Source organism: Micromonospora sp. NPDC050795 (genome assembly GCF_044456785.1).
Lineage (GTDB): Bacteria > Actinomycetota > Actinomycetes > Mycobacteriales > Micromonosporaceae > Micromonospora.
In genome coordinates this window covers 240,929-257,930 of record NZ_JBITGE010000002.1, presented here as the reverse complement: position 1 = coordinate 257,930, position 17,002 = coordinate 240,929, and the positions used below count along the sequence as shown (strand labels likewise).

Here is a 17,002-nt window from a genome sequence, read left to right as displayed (position 1 = left end):
TGCGCCGCGCCGCGTCCTTGCTCCCGACGAAGGGACCACTTCGTGAGTCGGCTGTGGAGCCGGTTGGGCGCCCGTACGGCTGCTGTCGCGCTGCTCTCCGTGGGCGTTGCCGGTGGCTTCTACCTGGGCGAAGACCGGGAAACCCAGCAACAGGGTCTGACCGAGCAGGTCAGTCTCGAGGTCGACCGGGCCGACCTCGCGTACCAGCGCGAGCGGCAGGCCGCCCACCAGGTGCAGTTCTCCAAGCAGCGGGCCGCCGAGTACCAGGCCAAGCTGCGGGCGAAGCAGGCCGCCAAGGAAGCCGCCGAGCGGGCCCGCAGGGCCGAGGCCGCCGCGGCGTCCCGTAAGCGCGAGCGCGCAGCCGCCAACGCACCCGCCAAGCCGTACGACGGGCCGATCCCGGCGTCCTGCGCGGAATACAGCGGCAACCGCAAGGTCGGCTGTGCCCTGATGATCGACAAGGGCTTCGGCATCGCGGAGTTCCCCTGTCTGGAGAAGCTCTGGACCAAGGAGAGCGGCTGGAACCACAAGGCCGCCAACTCGTCCTCCGGCGCGTACGGCATCCCGCAGTCGTTGCCGGGCAGCAAGATGGGCTCAGTCGCGTCCGACTGGCGCACCAACCCGGCCACCCAGATCATCTGGGGGCTGGGCTACATCAAGGGCCGGTACAAGACGCCCTGCGGCGCCTGGACCTACTTCCAGAACAACAACCACTACTGACGGCTCTCGACGGCGGGGCGGGTGGCTCTTCACCCGCCCCGCCGTCGCGCGTACTCGGACGGGACGTGAGTGGCGGTCGGCCGCTTTTGCTGATAGCAGTTGTGGAGTGACCCTGCACCCGTCAAGCGGCGACCCGTTCCGGTTCGGCACCGAGGCGTTCTACGCCTCGCTCGGCCGGGCGTTCGTCGCCATGTGCGCGGTGGTGCCGTTCCTCTTTCTCATCGAGGCCGTCGACCAGGGGCTCGCGTTCGGCCTGGACGCCACCGCCGGCATCATCCCGCAGCGCATCGAAGGGCTGGACGGGGTCTTCTTCTCCCCGTTCCTGCACCACGGCTTCGACCACCTCTACAGCAACAGCATCCCGCTGATCCTGCTGGGCACCTTCGTCCTCGCCGCCGGCGCCCGCCGGTTCCTGTGGTCGACACTGGTCATCATCCTGGTCAGCGGCCTCGGCGTGTGGTTCACCGGCTCACCCAACTCGGTGGTGGTCGGCGCCAGCGGTGTCATCTTCGGTTACCTCGGCATCCTGCTCACCCGGGGCATCGTCGAGCGCAGCTGGTGGAACTTCGCGGTCTTCCTCCTGGTCGGTCTGCTCTACGGCTGGCAACTGGTCGGCATCCTCCCCACCGACGAGCGGATCTCCTGGCAGGGGCACCTGTTCGGCCTGCTCGGCGGGGTGGTGGCGGCGATCCTGTTCCGTCGGCGGCGACCCGCGTTGGGCGGCCCGGACTACTCGGGCTCCACGCTCAGCCTGCCCTGACGCGATTCTCCGGCGCGCCTCTGGGACATGCTTGCCGGACTGTCGCCGCCCGCTTACGGTCGAGATCAGCAAGCGTTGATCCGTGAGCGGAAAGCGACGGTACGCCATGCGCGAGGTCGATGTCGCCGTGATCGGGGCCGGTCCGGCCGGCCTCTTCGCCGCCTACTACGCCGGGTTCCGGGGGCTGTCGGTGGCGGTGATCGACGCGTTGCCCGAGCCGGGCGGCCAGGTCACCGCCATGTACCCGGAGAAGCTGATCCTCGACGTCGCCGGCTTCCCCGCGGTCAAGGGCCGCGACCTGGTGGCCAACCTGGTGGCCCAGGCGGCACCGTTCGGTCCGCAGTACCTGCTCGGCACCCGGGCGGAGAAGCTCGCGTACGCCGACGGCCGTCCGGTGCTCGGCCTGGCCGGTGGCGAGCAGCTCGCGTGCGGCGCGGTCGTGGTCACCGGAGGGCTCGGCAGCTTCAGCCCTCGGCCGTTGCCGTGCGCCGACGGCGCCCCCGGCTCGGGGATCCTCTACTTCGTGACCGAGCCGACCGAGCTGACCGATCGGGACGTGCTGATCGTCGGTGGCGGCGACTCCGCGTTCGACTGGGCGCTGGCGCTGCAACCGTTGGCCCGGTCGGTGACCCTGGTGCACCGCCGGGAGAAGTTCCGGGCCCACGCCTCGACTGTCGCCCGGGTGCTCTCCCTGCCGGTGCGGGTGGTGGTCAACGCCGAGGTCACCAGGCTGCTCGGGGACGGCGCGGTGACCGGTGCCGAGGTGACGGTGCGCGGTGGCGCGACCGAGACGCTGCCGGTGGACGTCGTGGTGGCCGCCCTCGGCTTCACCGCCGACCTGGGCCCGCTCGCCGAGTGGGGGCTAGGGCTGGACCGTCGCCAAATCCTGGTCGACAGCGCGATGGCCACCAACCTGCCCCGGGTCTTCGCGGCGGGCGACATCACCGAATATCCGGGGAAGGTCCGGCTGATCGCCACCGGCTTCGGTGAGGCGGCGACGGCTGTCAACAACGCGGCGGTGGCCATCGACCCGAGCGCACACCTGTTCCCGGGGCACTCCTCCGACGCCGGCTGAGCGTCGGTATCGGACCCAGACCGACCCGAGTCCGGATCGAGACTGGTCGACCGGATCCTGAGACGATGACGGGCTCCGAGACACCGCGGGACGGCGCGCCCACCACGCTGTCCTGGCTCTGCCACCCCGCAACCCTGGTCGCGCTGGTCCTGCTGCTGGTCAACGACCATGTGCTGAAGGTGGCCGTCCCCGGCCCGGTGACCGGCAAACTGAGCGACGTCGCCGGCTTGGTGCTGGCACCACCGCTTGTCGCGGTGCTGCTGACTCTCCTGGTGCCACGGCTGCCGTCCCAGGCCGCCGCGCTGGCCGGCCTGGTCGCGGTGGGTGCCGGGTTCGCGGTCGTCAAATCCAGTGGGTACGCCGCCGAACTCGCCTCTTCGGCCTGGACCGTGCTGGCCGGGCCGTCGCTGGTCCGGGCCGACTGGACCGACCTGCTCACCCTGCCGGCGCTCTGGCTTTCCTGGTGGAGTTGGAAGCGGTCACGTCGCCGCCAGGTGCGCCGACGCACCGCCCGGCTGGTCCGGTTGCTGGTGGTGCTGCCACCGGCGGTGCTGGCAGTGGCAGCGACCAGTGCGATCTACTACCCGTACGCGGTGGGCACCGCGATGCTCGACGGCCAACCGGCGATCTCGGTCGGCAGCGGTTACAGCGAGTCGGACTGGCCGACCAGCCCGTCGGACGGGCAATGGGCGGTCAGCGATGACGGCGCGACCACCTGGCGGGCCGCCAGCGATGACGAGAAACAGCGGCTGTCCCGCCAGGAGACCGGGCAGCAGCAGGCGTGCGCTCCAGATGAGCCCCGGCGTTGCTACCGGGTCGTCACCGGGCACCTGCGGGTCGAGGAGAGTGCCGACGCCGGTGCGACCTGGCGGGTGGCCTGGGAGGTGCCCGACGAGCAGCGGGAGGAGTTGGCCCGCCGGTCGCCGAACCCGGGCGATGTCCAGCGCCACTTCGCCTCCCGCGACCTGGTCGTCTACCCCCATGCCAGGGGCGGTCACGAGGTGTTGGTCGCCAACGGCCGGGACGGGTTTCTGCGCCGCCCGCCCGACGGTGCGTGGCAGCGCGACGGGTTCCTCTTCGAGGAGGGGCAGAGCGCCATGTCGTGGAACGATCCGCCCCAACTGGGCGGTGGCGGGCCCGGTGACCGCGGGACCGACCTGCTGCTCGCCGTCGCGCTGGCGCTGACTCTCGGCTGCGCCGTCGCCGCGCTCGCCGGTCACCTGGCTATCCGCCGTGGTGGAGGCCCGGCCTGGTGGGGGATCGCTGGCAGCGGGGCACTGCTGGTGGCGGGCATCGTGCTGGCCTCGGCCTGGGAGCGTGACGACGACACAATGGCGTTCATGGCCGTGCCGTTCGTGCTGGCGGTGGGCGCCCTCACCGCGGTGACCATGATCGTTCGAGCCTCCTACCAGGGTGCTCTGCGTCAGTGGATCAGGTGGGTGATCACCGGGTTCCTGCTCACCGCGTTCCTGGCCGTGCTGCCGCTCGTCGGTTGGCTGTACGGCACCCCGTCGCGGACCCGGTTCGCGGTGGCGATCGCCCTGCTGGCCACGGTGCCGGGCGTGCTGCTGGCCACCCGGATCGCGGGGCTTGTCGACCCGGCCCGCGCGTTCGAGCGCCGGTACCCGCCGCGCCCGCACTACGCGCCCTATCCGCCGCACGGGCCCTATCCGCCTGCGCCCTACCCCGCGCGCCAGCCGACGGTGCCTGATCCGCCCTACCCGCCGCAGTGATCCTCCGGCGGGCGGCCGGTCAGCGGCGGGGGGCGGGCGGCGCCAGCGCGGCGATCAGCACCGCCACCATTGTCAGCGCGGCCCCGAGCAGGGTGTTCACACCCGGGTGCGAGGCCGCTGTGGGGAGGATCAGGTCCAGCAGGACCGCGCCCACGATCTGCCCGGCGATGGTGGCCAGGCCGAGCAGCAGCACACCCGTGAAGCGCACGATCGCCGCGGCGATCGCGATGAACACGATGCCGATCGGGCCGCCCAGGTAGAGCCACGGCTCGGACGGCAGCTCACCGCCGGGCAAGCCGCGTACGGCGATGTCGATCGCGAACGCGACGAGCAGGGTGGCGGTGCCGACGGCGAAGTTCACGAGCGTGGCGGTCAGCGCACTGTCGGCCGCCGCCCGAACCCGACCGTTGACGGCCTGCTGCCAGGCGATACCCACCCCGGCGAGCAGTGGGAGCAGGGCCAGCGCCAGCGCGCCCAGGTCGCCAAGACGGTCGCCGACCGCCAGGCCGACCGCCAGCACGGTGAGCACCGCTCCGGCCAGCCGCTGCCGGGTGACCGGCTGCCGGCCGGTCGGCCCGATCCCGGCCCGGTCCACGGCGAGGCTGCTGCCGGTCTGGCCGGCGACCACCGCCACGGTGAAGACCGCCACGCCCAACGTGCCGATGGTGAGGCCCTGGGTGGCCACCAGGAAGGCCCCGCACATCCCGCCGAGGCACTGCCAGGGCCGCAGCGCGCCGGTCCGCAGGGCCCGCCGCGTCGCGACCAGCCCTCGCCGACCACCGGGGGTCGCGGGCACCAGCACCAGCAGCACCAGCAGACCGATACCGAACGACACGACCGCGGCGGCGAAACCGTCGTCGAGGCGTACCCCCAACTCGCCGTTGATGCGCGACTGCACCGCCACGGCGACCCCGGACGCCGACGCCAGCGCGACGCCGGTGATCCGGCGGGCGGCCGACAGGGTCTGCGGGGTCGCCGTGTCGGCGGCTGTCACTCCTGCTCGGCCAGCGGGCGACCGTCGAAGTCGACGGCGGAGTAGAGCGCCAACTTCTCCAACCGGTGGTACGAGTCGATCACCCGGATGGTGCCGCTCTTCGAGCGCATCACGATCGACTGGGTGTACGCGCCGCCCGCCCGGTAACGCACCCCGCGCAGCAGGTCGCCCGAGGTGACCCCGGTCGCCACGAAGAAGCAGTTGTCGCCGGTGACCAGATCATCGGTGGCCAGCACCCGGTCCAGGTCGTGCCCGGCGGCGATCGCCTTCTCCCGCTCCTGCTCGTCGCGTGGCCACAGCTTGGCCTGCATCGCACCGCCCATGCACTTCAGCGCGCAGGCGGAGATGATGCCCTCCGGGGTGCCGCCGATGCCCATCAGGACGTCGACGTCCGACTCGCCCCGGGCAGCCGCGATCGTGCCCGCGATGTCGCCGTCGGAGATGAACCGGATCCCCGCCCCGGTCCGGCGGATATCCGTGACCAGGTCGTCGTGACGGCTCCGGTCCAGCACACAGACGGTCACCTCGGAGACGTCGGTGCCCTTGACCTTGGCGATCCGGCGCAGGTTCTCCGCGACACCGGCGTTGATGTCGATCACGTCGGCGTACGCGGGCCCGACGGCGAGCTTCTCCATGTAGAACACGGCGCTGGGGTCGAACATCGCACCGCGCTCGGAGACGGCGAGCACCGCCACCGCGTTCGGCATGCCCTTGCTCATCAGGGTGGTGCCGTCCACCGGGTCGACGGCGACGTCCACCTCCGGGCCTGTGCCGTCGCCGACGTGTTCGCCGTTGAAGAGCATCGGGGCGTTGTCCTTCTCGCCCTCGCCGATCACCACCACACCGCGCATCTGGATCGAGTTGATCAGCTTGCGCATCGCGTCGACCGCGGCCCCGTCGCCGCCCTCCTTGTCGCCCCGACCAACCCAACGGCCGGCGGCCATCGCCGCGGCCTCGGTGACCCGGACCAGGTCGAGGGCAAGGTTTCGGTCGAGATCCTGTGGGATCCGCGTCCTGGTGTTCGTCATGACGGCTACTCCTCCTCGCGACGGTGCGGGGACGACCGGCGACGGGGAGGCCCCCACTGCCGGCTTTGTCGCTGATCCTCACACGATGGCCGACCGGGCGGCGGCGCGGGGCGGTGATGGCCTGGATACCGCCGGTCGGGCGGCTGCGAAGATATCGGGGTGGAACCCGCACAGCCTGCCGACCGCGTACCCGCCGACAGCACGCCGCCCGACGGTCAGCCGCCGGCCGACGTCCCCGCCGGCCGCAGTGGTGAGCCCGCCGCGACCGACCCGACCCCACCGCCGCCGGCGGTGTCCGGCAGGTCCGAGCGGTCGCCGAAGGACATGGCGATCTCGCTGCTGGTGCTGCTCGTCCCGATCGCGCTGCTCCTGGCGTTCTACCGGGGATTCCTCGGCGGCGACCAGGCAACCACCGTCGATCCTGCGCCCGCCATCGAGCAGGCACGTTCGGCGAACGTCTTCCCGGTGAGCCAGCCGCAGGGGCTCGGTGCCGACTGGAAGACGGTCAGCGCCCGCTACCAGACCGTCGAGGGTGGTGCGAACCTGCGACTCGGCTACCTCACGCCGGAGGGGCGGGGCGTCCAACTGCTGCAGAGCAGCGTCCCGGCGGACCGTCTGCTCCCCGCCGAGCTGACCAGTCAGGGCCAGCCGCAGGGTCCCACCGAGCTGGCCGGGCGCTCCTGGCAGCTCTACACGGCCCGGGGGAATCAGCAGGCGCTGGTCCTGCTGGAGCCGACCCGCACGGTGATCGTCGTCGGCGACGCCCGGGACAACGAGCTCCGCGAACTGGCCGGCTCGCTGCGCTGACCGGACCCGGTGGAATGGCCCCGTCGACGCTGAATCTGGGCAACAGGCCCGAAGGGTGATTGTCCGACGCGTCGACAGGGAAGAAGGAGGGAATGATCCGGGCGCGTTGCTCGGCCCGGGTCGCGCGACGCAGCCGACGGTGCTGCTGCGTCGCCGGAGTTTCCGGCGCCGTCCAGGTCGTCGGGTGACCCCCTTGGGAGACACGTATGACTGTTCGACGACTCAGCGCCGGCCTGGTAGCCGCCGCTCTGATCACGCCCGCACTGGCCGCCTGCGCCAGCGGAACCGGCACCGCCGGATCGACGCCGTCCCCGACGGTGAGCGCGTCCGGGACGGCGAGCCCGTCCGGTGCTCCGGTCGCGGGCGACGCCAAGCAGGCCCTGCTCGACTCCACCAAGGAGATCAGCAACGGGAACTTCCGCTTCACCCTGGCCGGCGCCGGCTCGACGGCGGAGGGGCTCGTGCACCAGCCGAGCCAGAGCGCGGCGATGAAGATCGCGATCGGTGGCCCCTCGTCCGACCTGGCGATGAAGCTCGACGTGATCCACTTCAAGCCGGACAGCTGGGTCAAGCTGGAGCTGAGCGGCCCCACCGCCAACAGCCTGCCCGCCATCAAGCAGCTCAATCTCGGCAAGTACCAGCACCTCGACCAGACCCGGATCAAGGGCAACCGCAGCCTCGGCTTCGACTTCGAGAAGGTCGACCCGGCCGGCAGCGCGGTGCTCACCCAGGGCATCACCGAGGTCCGCAGCACCGGCACCGGCGCGTACGCCGGCACCATCGACGTCAGCAAGGCCGCCGAGGCGGGCTCGTTGAACGCCGCCACGATCGCCGCGCTGGGCACCCAGGCGAAGACCGTCCCGTTCACCGCGAAGGTCGACCCGCAGGGCCGGCTCAGCGAGCTGGTGCTGCAGTTGCCGGCCGCCGGGCAGACCACCGCCCAGGAGATCAAGATGACGTACTCCGACTACGGTGCCGCCACCGCCGCGCAGAAGCCGCCGGCGGACCAGGTCGTCGAGGCGCCGGCCGAGCTGTACAGCCTGTTCAACTGACGTGCCGAGGTGGGGCGGCTCCGGCCGCCCCACCGGCGGTCGGTCAGGAAGCGGGCTCCTGCCGGGCGGCGTCGATCCGCGCCCGCGCACCATCCAGCCAGCGTTGACAGATCACCGCCAGCGCCTCGCCGCGTTCCCAGAGGGCCAGCGACTCCTCCAGGGACGTGCCGCCGGCCTCCAGCCGCTCCACCACCGAGGCCAGCTCGGCGCGGGCCTGCTCGTAACTGAGCCGCTCGTCCGGCCCGGCCTTCGTGTCATCAGTCATCGCGTTCATCTCAGCACATCACTCCCCGACCCGCCGCGTCGCCACTCAGCCATCGACAGTGGCGGCCAGCTCGCCGTCGGCCAGTCGTACCCGCAGTGGGTCGCCCTTGCCGACCTCCGCCGCCGCGCGGACCACGTGGCCGTCCGCGCGCTGCACGATCGCGTACCCCCGGTCGAGGGTGGCGGCGGGGGAGAGGGCGCGTAGCCGCGCGAGGGTGTGCCGCAGGTCGTCCTCGGCGGCCCCGAGCCGGTGTTCCAGGCAGCGGCCGGCCCGCTGACGCAACGCGGTCAGCTCGGTCGCCCGGTGCTCCACCATCACCTGGGGTCGGGCCAGCACCGGTCGGGAACGCAGCCCGTCCAGCCGGTGCGTCTCCCGGTCGACCAGGTTGCGCACCGCCCGTTCGAGGCGGTGCCGGGCCTGACCGATGAGGCGTACCTCCTCGGAGAGGTCGGGGACGACCCGCTTCGCCGCGTCCGTCGGGGTGGACGCGCGGACGTCGGCGACGTAGTCGATCAAGGGCGCGTCCGTCTCGTGGCCGATCGCGCTGACCACCGGCGTACGACAGCCGAACACCGCGCGACAGAGCGCCTCGTCGGAGAAGGGCAGCAGGTCCTCGATGCCGCCGCCACCCCGGGCGATGATGATCACGTCGATGCTCGGGTCGGCGTCCAGCACCTTGAGCGCGTCAACGATCTGAGGCACCGCGGACGGGCCCTGCACGGCCACGTTGACCGTCCGGAACTCCACGGCCGGCCAGCGCCGCCGGGCATTTGTCAGCACGTCCCGCTCGGCCGCCGACGCGCGACCGGTGATGAGCCCGATCCGGCCGGGCAGGAACGGCAGTCGACGCTTGCGGGCGCGGTCGAAGAGCCCTTCGGCGGCGAGCAGCTTCTTGAGCTTCTCCAGTCGGGCCAGCAGCTCCCCGAGCCCCACCTGACGAATCTCGTCGGCCCGCAGGCTCAGCGTGCCCCGGGCGGCGTAGAACTCGGGCTTGGCGTGCAGCACCACCCGTGCGCCCTCGCGTAGCTCCGGCGCGCCGGAGTCCAGGACGTCCCGGTTGGTGGTGACGGTCAGGCTCAGGTCGGCCGATGGGTCACGCAGGGTGAGGAAGACCGTGCTGGCCCCGGGGCGGCGGCTGATCTGCGCCACCTGCCCGTCCACCCACACCCAGCCCAGCTTGGCGATCCAGGCCCCCACCTTCTGGCTGACCACCCGTACCGGCCAAGGCTCCTCAGCGCTGCTCGCCCCGCCGCCCCCGCCGCCCCCGCCGCTTCCCACCCGCCCGCCCTCGCTCACCCGCCCACCCTCGCTCACCCGCCCACCCTACGGACCGTTCCCACCTGGCCCGTCGATCATGAAGTTATTGCCCTCCGTGCCGGCGTGTCGCAGCAATAACTTCATGATAAACGCAGAAAGGGGTGGGGCGCGGGCCGGTGGCGGGTGGAGGGGTGGCACGTACGATGGGGTGGTGACTGAGGCTCAGGCGACTCACCGGACCGGCAAGCGCGTGCTCCTGGCCAAGCCCCGCGGCTACTGCGCGGGTGTCGACCGCGCCGTGCAGACCGTGGAGGAGGCGCTGAAGCTCTACGGCGCCCCGATCTACGTGCGCAAGCAGATCGTGCACAACAAGCACGTGGTGCAGACCCTGGAGGCCCAGGGCGCCATCTTCGTCGAGGAGAACGAGGAGGTGCCGGAGGGCGCCACCGTCATCTTCTCCGCGCACGGTGTGGCGCCAGAGGTCTACGAGCAGGCCAAGGCGCGTTCGCTGAAGGCGATCGACGCGACCTGCCCGCTGGTCACCAAGGTGCACCACGAGGCGCGGCGCTTCGCGGCCGAGGACTACGACATCCTGCTCATCGGCCACGAGGGGCACGAAGAGGTCATCGGCACCGCCGGTGAGGCCCCCGCGCACATCCAGCTGGTGGACGGCCCGGACGGCGCCGACAAGATCACCGTACGTGATCCGGAGAAGGTGGTCTGGCTCTCCCAGACCACGCTCTCGGTCGACGAGACGCTGGAGACGGTGGCCCGCCTCAAGCAGCGGCTGCCGCTGTTGCAGTCCCCGCCCAGCGACGACATCTGCTACGCCACCTCCAACCGGCAGCACGTGATCAAGGAGATCGCCGCCGACTGTGACGTGGTGATCGTGGTCGGCTCGACGAACTCCTCCAACTCGGTCCGCCTGGTCGAGGTCGCCCTGGACGCCGGCGCCCGCGCCGGTCACCTGGTCGACTTCGCGCACGAGATCGACGACGCCTGGCTGGAGGGGGCCACCACGGTTGGCCTGACCTCGGGCGCGAGCGTCCCGGACGACCTGGTCCAGGAGGTGCTGGTCCACCTCGCCGCCCGCGGCTTCGCCGACGTCGAGGAGATCACCACCGCCAACGAGCGGCTCACGTTCTCGCTTCCGCAGGAGCTCAGGCGGGACATGAAGGCCGCCGCGGCGCGCGGCTGAAGCACGGGAACGAACTCGGGTCGGCGTACGTCAGATTCGACATGAGGACTCTTCGGCTCGCCGTCCCCGCGCTGGCCGTCTGCGTGGCGCTGAGCGCCTGCGGCGGCCAGGGTGTCGGGGGCGGCACACCCACCCCCACACCGACGGGAGTACAGCCGGTGACCAGCCAGCCCACGCCCGACCCGACGCCCTCGCCGGAGACCGGCACCCGGAGCGTGCCGCCCGGACTGAAAACTCCGAAACCGGGCGGCCCGAGCACGCCGCCGGGCGTCGGGGCCACCACCCTGAGCGGCACCGTGCAGGGCGGTGTGGAGCCCGGCTGCGTGCTGCTCGATGGTTACCTGCTGCTCGGCGGCCCGCGTGAGGTGCTGACAGCGGGCGCCCGGGTCGAGGTCACCGGTCGGGTGGAGCCCGGCATGATGACCACCTGCCAGCAGGGCACCCCGTTCGTCGTGACGGCAGCCCACCGGTCCTGACCCTTTCCACCCCTGACATGCGGGAGCCCGCCCCCGAACGTGGGGACGGGCTCCTGCCGGTGTTACGAGCGGATCAGTTCACCGCACCGATGGACACGTTGCCGCGACCCACGATCGCACCCTCACTGGTGACGATCGCCAGTTCACCGGAGAGCTGACGCCCGTCGGCCGGGACGGCCACCGCGGTCACCGTGCCGGTGATGGTGGCCGACTCGCCGTGCATCAGCGGCACCGCGACGGCCGGAGCGGTGATCGTGCCCAGCGACGCGGACGCGAACGCGTCGTAGTAGTCGTAGGCGGTGCTGGTCCCCGGCCCGTCGACCCCGTACGGCTCCACCACGACGCGGTAGGTGCCGGCGGCCGGGTTGGTCAGCGTGACCGCCTCCTCCGAGTCGCCGTCCGCGGCCCGGCCGACCTCGGTGGTCCCCCGGTAGACGAACAGGTCCAGGTCGGCACCCGCGTTGGCGGGGTTGCCGATCCGGGCGGTGAACGTCGACGTACCCGCCGGGATCTCGACGGTCCACTCCTGGTTGGGACCGCCCTCGGTGATGGTCGGACGCTCGGTCCGCACACCGGTCAGCGCGCCGCTGCGGCCGCTGACCGAGACCGGACCGAAGGCGTTGGTGACCTTCCAGCTCACCGGGGTCGGCTCGCCGGCCTCGACACTGGGCAGCTCGACCAGCGCCGGCTCGACCGTCAGGCCCTGCACCCGCGCCTGGAGCTTGAACGGGTTGTTCAGCGCCGGGGACGTCCGCCGCGCCTCCACCTCGATCTCCCAGACCCCGGGAAGCGGGTTCTGGTAGTCACGCTCCTGCGGCTTGCAGACGTTGACGTCGGAGAAGTTGGTGTAGCAGACGGTGCTGGTGGTGGCCTCCACCGGCACACCCAACGGGTTGATCGCGATGAACCGGGTCTGCGAATCGGTGGCGATCCCGGAGAGGTTCACCTGGAGTGCCTTGGCGCCCTCCGGCACCGTGACGAAGTACGACGTGAAGCCGTTGCGGTCGACCGAGCCCTCGTTCGCGTACGAGAAGGTGGGCTTCTTCACGTCGTTCGAGGCCACCACCACTGTGGACACCTCGAAGTCGACGACGTTGGTGGCCGGGTCGTCGATCCGCACGATCGCGCCGTGCGCGCCCTCGGTGGCCGGCTTCGCGGTGACGTTGATGGTGACGGCCTTGTTGAGCGGCAACACGACGGTCTTCGGCGCCTTGAAGGTGCCGTTGTTGCCCTGGAGCGTGATGGTGTGCTTGATGGTGCCGGCCGGGCCGCTGGTGCGGGTGAGCTTGACCGGGTACGTCTTGCTCTGGCCGACCTTGTGGCCGCCCTCGGACGAGGTGCAGCGGTTGTAGACGCCGGTGCCCCGGCCCGGGTTCGGCACGAACTTCACGCCGTTCCAGATGGTCAGCTGCTCCGCCAGGGGGCTGCAGACCGGCGCGTCGGAGACGTACGACCGGGTTTCGACGCCCTGGCGCAGCAACTGCCAGGCGCCCGGAACGTTGACCATGCCGTAGCCCTGCGCGTACGTCGGTACGTCCGCGATCGGCTTCGCGGAGCTGAACAGCGCCCGCCGCAGTGCCGCCGGGCTGACGCCCCGGTCGGTGGCCTTGGCCGCCGAGAGCAGCAACGCGCCGGCGCCGGCGGTCTGCGGAGAAGCCATCGAGGTGCCGTTCAGCATCGCGTAGCCCGGGGGCAGCGCGTAACCGGCCTCGGGGACCGCGGCTCCGAGCTGCCAGGTCGGTGCGGTGGAGATGGCCGAGCCGGGGGCGGCGATGTTCGGCTTGAAGCCGCCGTCCTCGCGCGGGCCACGGGAGGAGAAGTTGAACAGGGCGTTCTTCTTCTTCACGACCGAGCCGTAGTTGGCCAGCCAGGTGTCCTTGCTGATGTTGGCGGCAACGCTGATCACGTTGCTGGCCACCGACGGGTCGCCGACGGTGTTGAGACCCGGGCCGGAGTTACCGGCCGAGATGACCAACTGCACGCCGTACGTCTCGATCAGTTCGTTGTAGAGGTTCGTCCGCGCGTTGTTGCCGTCGTTCAGGCCCGGAAGGCCACCGATCGACATGTTGACGATGTCGACGCCACGGTTGGCCACCAGGTCGATCATGCCGGTGGTGAGGGCAGCCGCGCTGCAGCCGCCGCCCCAGGAACAGGCGCGGGCGGAGACCAGCTTGGCGCCGGGCGCGGCGCCGTCGAAGGCTCCGTTGCCGAGCATGTCGTTGGCGGCGGTGATGCCGGCGACGTGGGTGCCGTGGGTGCTCTCGACGATGCCGATGTTGACGTAGTCGTAGGTGCCCGGCAGGCCGATCGGCGTGGTGTTGACGTTCTTGCGGAACTCGACGACGAAGGGCTGCCGCTCGGCGACCGGGGTCGCCGGGTTGTCGGTACCGAAGTAGCCGATGTCGTACTTCTCCTTGTACGGCCGCATGACCGGGTCGTCGGTGAAGTTGAGGTTCTGGTTGGAGTCCACCCGGATGTTGTTGGTGGCCGGGTCGAAGAGCACACCCCAGGTGTCGGTCGTGTCGCCGTCGCGGTTGACGTCACCTCGGGCGTCGCTCGCTGCGGTGACCGACTCGCTGAACAGGTTGAACCGGTACGTGCCGGCCGGTGCCGTCCAGGTGCCGCCGGCGATGGTGAACGACGGGCCGGTGACCTCGGCCTGCATCCGCCGCCACGAGCCGTCCTCCAGCGGATCGGTCGCGGTGACCCAGTCGACGATCTTGCGCTCGCCGGTGGTCGTCTGCTGCAACGCCGGGTGGGCCAGGTCCACACCGGAGTCCATGATGCCGATCGTGACGCCCCGGCCGTCCCACTCGGGGTGGGCCGCGGTGAACGCCACCGCGCCGGTCTCGTTCGTCGGCATGTAGGGGTTGTCGGCCGGGGTGGTCTCTCCCGGCGCCGCGACGGCGGCCTGCCGCGCGCCGGCGGTGCCGGTGGCGGTGCTCTCCGGTGCCGGGTCCGGCAGTTGGATGACCTCGTCCAGGTCGACCGCCGAGACGCCGGGCAGCCGCGCGGCCTTGAGGACCCGGTCGGTCGGAACCTTGGCCAGCACGAAGCCGACCCTGTCCTGCCGCTGGCTGACAGTGCCGCCGAGCTTGGTGAGGCTGTCGGCGACGTCGCCCGCCTCACCCTTCTCGGTGGCGACGATCAACGTGACGGTCGGAGCCTTCTTGGCGCGGGCCTCACTGAGCAGTTTGGCGTCGTGGGCGCCCAGCGTCTCGGCGGCGGTGGCCGGGGAAGCGTCCGGTGTGGTGGCGGGAGCGGCGGCCGCGGTGGCGGCACCACCCAACGTCGTCATGGCGCTCGCCGCCAGGACCGACGCGAAGAGCGCGGCTGAGGTGCGCCGGCTCACATTTCGGAGTCTGCTCACGTTCTCTTTACCTCCAGAGAACAGGGCCCTTCATGCAAGGGCGCTCGGGTGAGCAGAATCTTTCGTGGTAGCGGCGAGCACTGTCACTACTGGTCAGTCCCTTGTGACCAGTTCGTGACATGCGGGTATACGCACTGTCACATGATTGGCGAGCGGTTCGAGACCTCGTCGTCGGCCGGATCGGCCAGCTCTGGTGCCTGCGGTTGCCGGGGTGTCAACTCGACCTGGGCCGGGGTGGCCAACTCGTCGTCCGAGACGCCCAACTCGGCGAGCTTGCGGGCGCTGACCAGCACCCGGGCCTCCAGCGAGCCGACCGCCCGGTTGTAGGCGGTCACCGCACCAGCCAGCGAGGACCCGAGCTTGCCCACGTGGTCGCCCAGGGTGGAGAGCCGGCCGTACAGCTCCCGGGCGAGGGTGTGCACGGCGAGCGCGTTGCGGGCCAGTGCCTCCTGCCGCCAGGAGTAGGCCACTGTGCGGAGCAGCGCGACCAGTGTGGCCGGCGTGGCGAGCACCACGTTGCGGGTGAAGGCGTGCTCCAGCAGCGACGGGTCTCGCTGGAGCGCGACGTCGAGGAACGGATCGGCCGGGACGAACAGCACCACGAACTCGGGTGAGTTGTCGAACGCCGACCAGTACGACTTGGCGGCCAGGGCGTCGACGTGCCCCCGCAGGTGCCGCGCGTGCGCGTCGAGGTGGGTGTCCCGGCCGCGCTCGTCGCGGGCCTCCATGGCTGTCAGGTACGCGTCGAACGGGGCCTTGGCGTCCACCACCACCGAGCGACCGCCGTGCAGGCGCACCACCAGATCCGGTCGGACGACCTGCTGGTCGGTGGCGGCGGTGACCTGCTCGGAGAAGTCGCAGTGCTCCAGCATCCCGGCAGCCTCGACGATCCGGCGCAACTGGTGCTCGCCCCAGCGGCCCCGCACCTGCGGTGCGCGCAGCGCCGCCACCAACTGCTTGGTCTCGGTACGCAGCTCGCCGGAGACCGCGTTCATCGAGCGGACCTGCTCACGCAGCTCGGCGTACGCGTCGACGCGGTCGTGCTCCAGCTCGGCCACCCGCTGCTCGTAGCGGCGCAGAGTGTCGTGCAGCGGCGCGACCGCCCGGGCCACCGCCTCCTGGGACTGTGCGGTGGCCTCGTAGCTCAGCGCCCGCATGGACTGCTCCAGCCGACCCTCGCCCTCCCGGGTGGCGGCCAGGGTGGCGTCCAGCCGGGCGATGTCGGCGGCCGACCGGGACCGGGCCGCGAGCCAGCCCACCGCCCCGCCGGTGCCGAGGCACACGATCACCAGGAGCAGCGTCGAGACGTCCATCACCGGAGCTTGCCAGACGGATACGACGTGCGACCCGGGGGTACGTTCGATGACATGGAACTTGTGCTCTGTCTCGCCGTTGTGCTGGTCGGCGCGCTGGGCGCCGCCGCGCTCGTCCGCGCTCAGGCCGGTGCCCGTCGGCGCACCGAGCTCGGCGACGCCCGCGCGGAGGCGCAGCGGTGGTACGAGCGCCTCGGCGGCCAGTTGATGAACCTGCACGGCGACGACCCGGCGGTACGCCAGGCGCTTGCCGACGCCGGTGAGCGGTACAACGCGGCGGGCTCCCAGCTGGAACAGGCGTCCACGCCGCACCAGTTCGGGCTGGCCCGGGAGACCGCGCTGGAGGGTCTGGCGTACATCCGGGCGGCACGCACGGCGCTGGGCATCGATCCGGGCCCCGAGGTGCCGACCCTGGCCGCCGCCCGCGGCGTGGGGCAGCTCACCAAGGAGCGTGAGGTCGATGTGCAGGGGCAGACCTTCCGGGCCGGGCCGCAACCCGGCCGGGAAACGCCCTACTACTACCCGGGTGGGCGTTATCAGGGTCGACCGGTGCCCGCCGGCTGGTATTCGACGCCCTGGTGGAAGACGGCGCTGGGTGCCGGCGCCGGCGTGCTCGGCGGCATCCTGATCGCCGACGCGCTCTTCTCGCCCGCCTTCGCCGACCCCGGGTACGGCTACGACGCCGGCTACCAGGAGGGCTTCGGTGACGGCGTCGACCAGGGGGGCGACGGCGGCGACCAGGGCGGGGACTTCGGCGGCGGCGACCAGGGCGGCGACTCCGGCGGCGGCGACTACGCCGGTGGGGACTTCGGTGGCGGCGACTTCGGTGGTGGTGGCTTCGGCGGTGGCGACTTCGGGGGCGGGGACTTCGGCGGCGGCGACTTCTGACGGTCGTTCAGACCCATTGAAACGGGCCCCGGTCGCAACGACCGGGGCCCGTTCTCCGTACCTCTT

Annotated in this window: 15 protein-coding genes; 9 read left to right on the top strand and 6 right to left on the bottom strand. The window is 71.4% G+C overall.

Annotated elements, in window-relative coordinates:
• The first annotated feature begins 42 nt into the window (after nucleotides 1-42).
• From ACIBEF_RS03410 to ACIBEF_RS03395, 4 genes are all read left to right on the top strand, one after another.
• Entirely contained in the window at nucleotides 43-720 is a 678-nt protein-coding gene (locus tag ACIBEF_RS03410) for a lytic transglycosylase domain-containing protein (protein ID WP_396790778.1), read from the top strand.
• A gap of 106 nt (nucleotides 721-826) precedes the next feature.
• The gene (locus ACIBEF_RS03405) at nucleotides 827-1,480 is read left to right on the top strand and encodes a rhomboid family intramembrane serine protease (protein ID WP_355009440.1); all 654 of its coding nucleotides are present in this window, start codon (nucleotides 827-829) and stop codon (nucleotides 1,478-1,480) included.
• A gap of 106 nt (nucleotides 1,481-1,586) precedes the next feature.
• Nucleotides 1,587-2,555 carry an NAD(P)/FAD-dependent oxidoreductase gene (locus tag ACIBEF_RS03400; RefSeq protein WP_396790853.1) on the top strand — a complete coding sequence of 323 codons (969 nt, stop codon included), beginning with the start codon at nucleotides 1,587-1,589 and terminating at the stop codon, nucleotides 2,553-2,555.
• A gap of 65 nt (nucleotides 2,556-2,620) precedes the next feature.
• Nucleotides 2,621-4,288, top strand: a complete 1,668-nt coding sequence (locus ACIBEF_RS03395; protein WP_396790776.1) for a hypothetical protein — start codon at nucleotides 2,621-2,623, stop codon at nucleotides 4,286-4,288.
• Between the two features lie 19 nt (nucleotides 4,289-4,307).
• On the opposite strand, the gene ACIBEF_RS03390 is transcribed toward ACIBEF_RS03395, so the two are convergent.
• Both ACIBEF_RS03390 and glpX read right to left on the bottom strand, forming a co-directional pair.
• Nucleotides 4,308-5,282 (bottom strand): DMT family transporter, encoded by a 975-nt coding sequence (locus ACIBEF_RS03390; protein ID WP_396790774.1) that lies wholly within the window; start codon nucleotides 5,280-5,282, stop codon nucleotides 4,308-4,310.
• Nucleotides 5,279-6,310 (bottom strand): class II fructose-bisphosphatase, encoded by a 1,032-nt coding sequence (gene glpX / locus ACIBEF_RS03385; protein WP_357202751.1) that lies wholly within the window; start codon nucleotides 6,308-6,310, stop codon nucleotides 5,279-5,281. Before glpX ends, ACIBEF_RS03390 begins: the two co-directional genes overlap by 4 nt.
• A gap of 159 nt (nucleotides 6,311-6,469) precedes the next feature.
• Here glpX and ACIBEF_RS03380 point away from each other — a divergent pair, with 159 nt between their 5' ends.
• Both ACIBEF_RS03380 and ACIBEF_RS03375 read left to right on the top strand, forming a co-directional pair.
• Nucleotides 6,470-7,117, top strand: a complete 648-nt coding sequence (locus ACIBEF_RS03380; RefSeq protein WP_396790773.1) for a DUF4245 domain-containing protein — start codon at nucleotides 6,470-6,472, stop codon at nucleotides 7,115-7,117.
• Between the two features lie 206 nt (nucleotides 7,118-7,323).
• Nucleotides 7,324-8,169 (top strand): hypothetical protein, encoded by an 846-nt coding sequence (locus ACIBEF_RS03375; RefSeq protein ID WP_396790771.1) that lies wholly within the window; start codon nucleotides 7,324-7,326, stop codon nucleotides 8,167-8,169.
• A 43-nt stretch (nucleotides 8,170-8,212) separates the two neighbouring features.
• Here ACIBEF_RS03375 and ACIBEF_RS03370 read toward each other — a convergent pair whose 3' ends face one another.
• Together ACIBEF_RS03370 and xseA are read right to left on the bottom strand one after the other, a co-directional pair.
• A complete protein-coding gene (locus tag ACIBEF_RS03370) occupies nucleotides 8,213-8,434 on the bottom strand; it encodes an exodeoxyribonuclease VII small subunit (RefSeq protein ID WP_030328827.1) in 222 nt (73 codons plus the stop codon).
• A gap of 45 nt (nucleotides 8,435-8,479) precedes the next feature.
• Nucleotides 8,480-9,712, bottom strand: coding sequence for an exodeoxyribonuclease VII large subunit (gene xseA, locus ACIBEF_RS03365; protein WP_396790851.1), 1,233 nt, complete (start codon nucleotides 9,710-9,712; stop codon nucleotides 8,480-8,482).
• 190 nt (nucleotides 9,713-9,902) lie between these two features.
• On the opposite strand from xseA, the gene ACIBEF_RS03360 reads away from it, so the two are divergent.
• A complete protein-coding gene (locus ACIBEF_RS03360; protein ID WP_357202744.1) occupies nucleotides 9,903-10,889 on the top strand; it encodes a 4-hydroxy-3-methylbut-2-enyl diphosphate reductase in 987 nt (328 codons plus the stop codon).
• Nucleotides 10,890-10,930: 41 nt separating this feature from the next.
• Entirely contained in the window at nucleotides 10,931-11,365 is a 435-nt protein-coding gene (locus ACIBEF_RS03355; protein ID WP_396790769.1) for a hypothetical protein, read from the top strand.
• A 73-nt stretch (nucleotides 11,366-11,438) separates the two neighbouring features.
• Here the strand turns inward: ACIBEF_RS03355 and ACIBEF_RS03350 are convergent, their stop codons facing one another.
• On the bottom strand, nucleotides 11,439-14,735 hold the full coding sequence (locus ACIBEF_RS03350) for a S8 family serine peptidase (RefSeq protein WP_396790767.1): 3,297 nt from the start codon (nucleotides 14,733-14,735) through the stop codon (nucleotides 11,439-11,441).
• Nucleotides 14,736-14,872: 137 nt separating this feature from the next.
• Nucleotides 14,873-16,048, bottom strand: coding sequence for a DNA recombination protein RmuC (locus tag ACIBEF_RS03345; RefSeq protein ID WP_396790765.1), 1,176 nt, complete (start codon nucleotides 16,046-16,048; stop codon nucleotides 14,873-14,875).
• A 54-nt stretch (nucleotides 16,049-16,102) separates the two neighbouring features.
• On the opposite strand from ACIBEF_RS03345, the gene ACIBEF_RS03340 reads away from it, so the two are divergent.
• Nucleotides 16,103-16,936 (top strand): hypothetical protein, encoded by an 834-nt coding sequence (locus ACIBEF_RS03340; protein ID WP_396790764.1) that lies wholly within the window; start codon nucleotides 16,103-16,105, stop codon nucleotides 16,934-16,936.
• Nucleotides 16,937-17,002: the final 66 nt, after the last annotated feature.

What these genes read in the sequence shown, in the direction of transcription:
- ACIBEF_RS03355 (WP_396790769.1), top strand. Translation starts at nt 10,931, where the DNA reads ATGAGGACTCTTCGGCTCGCCGTCCCCGCGCTGGCCGTCTGCGTGGCG.
- ACIBEF_RS03340 (WP_396790764.1), top strand. Translation starts at nt 16,103, where the DNA reads ATGGAACTTGTGCTCTGTCTCGCCGTTGTGCTGGTCGGCGCGCTGGGC.
- ACIBEF_RS03395 (WP_396790776.1), top strand. Translation starts at nt 2,621, where the DNA reads ATGACGGGCTCCGAGACACCGCGGGACGGCGCGCCCACCACGCTGTCC.
- ACIBEF_RS03345 (WP_396790765.1), bottom strand. Translation starts at nt 16,048, where the DNA reads ATGGACGTCTCGACGCTGCTCCTGGTGATCGTGTGCCTCGGCACCGGC.
- ACIBEF_RS03370 (WP_030328827.1), bottom strand. Translation starts at nt 8,434, where the DNA reads ATGACTGATGACACGAAGGCCGGGCCGGACGAGCGGCTCAGTTACGAG.
- ACIBEF_RS03375 (WP_396790771.1), top strand. Translation starts at nt 7,324, where the DNA reads ATGACTGTTCGACGACTCAGCGCCGGCCTGGTAGCCGCCGCTCTGATC.
- glpX (WP_357202751.1), bottom strand. Translation starts at nt 6,310, where the DNA reads ATGACGAACACCAGGACGCGGATCCCACAGGATCTCGACCGAAACCTT.
- ACIBEF_RS03400 (WP_396790853.1), top strand. Translation starts at nt 1,587, where the DNA reads ATGCGCGAGGTCGATGTCGCCGTGATCGGGGCCGGTCCGGCCGGCCTC.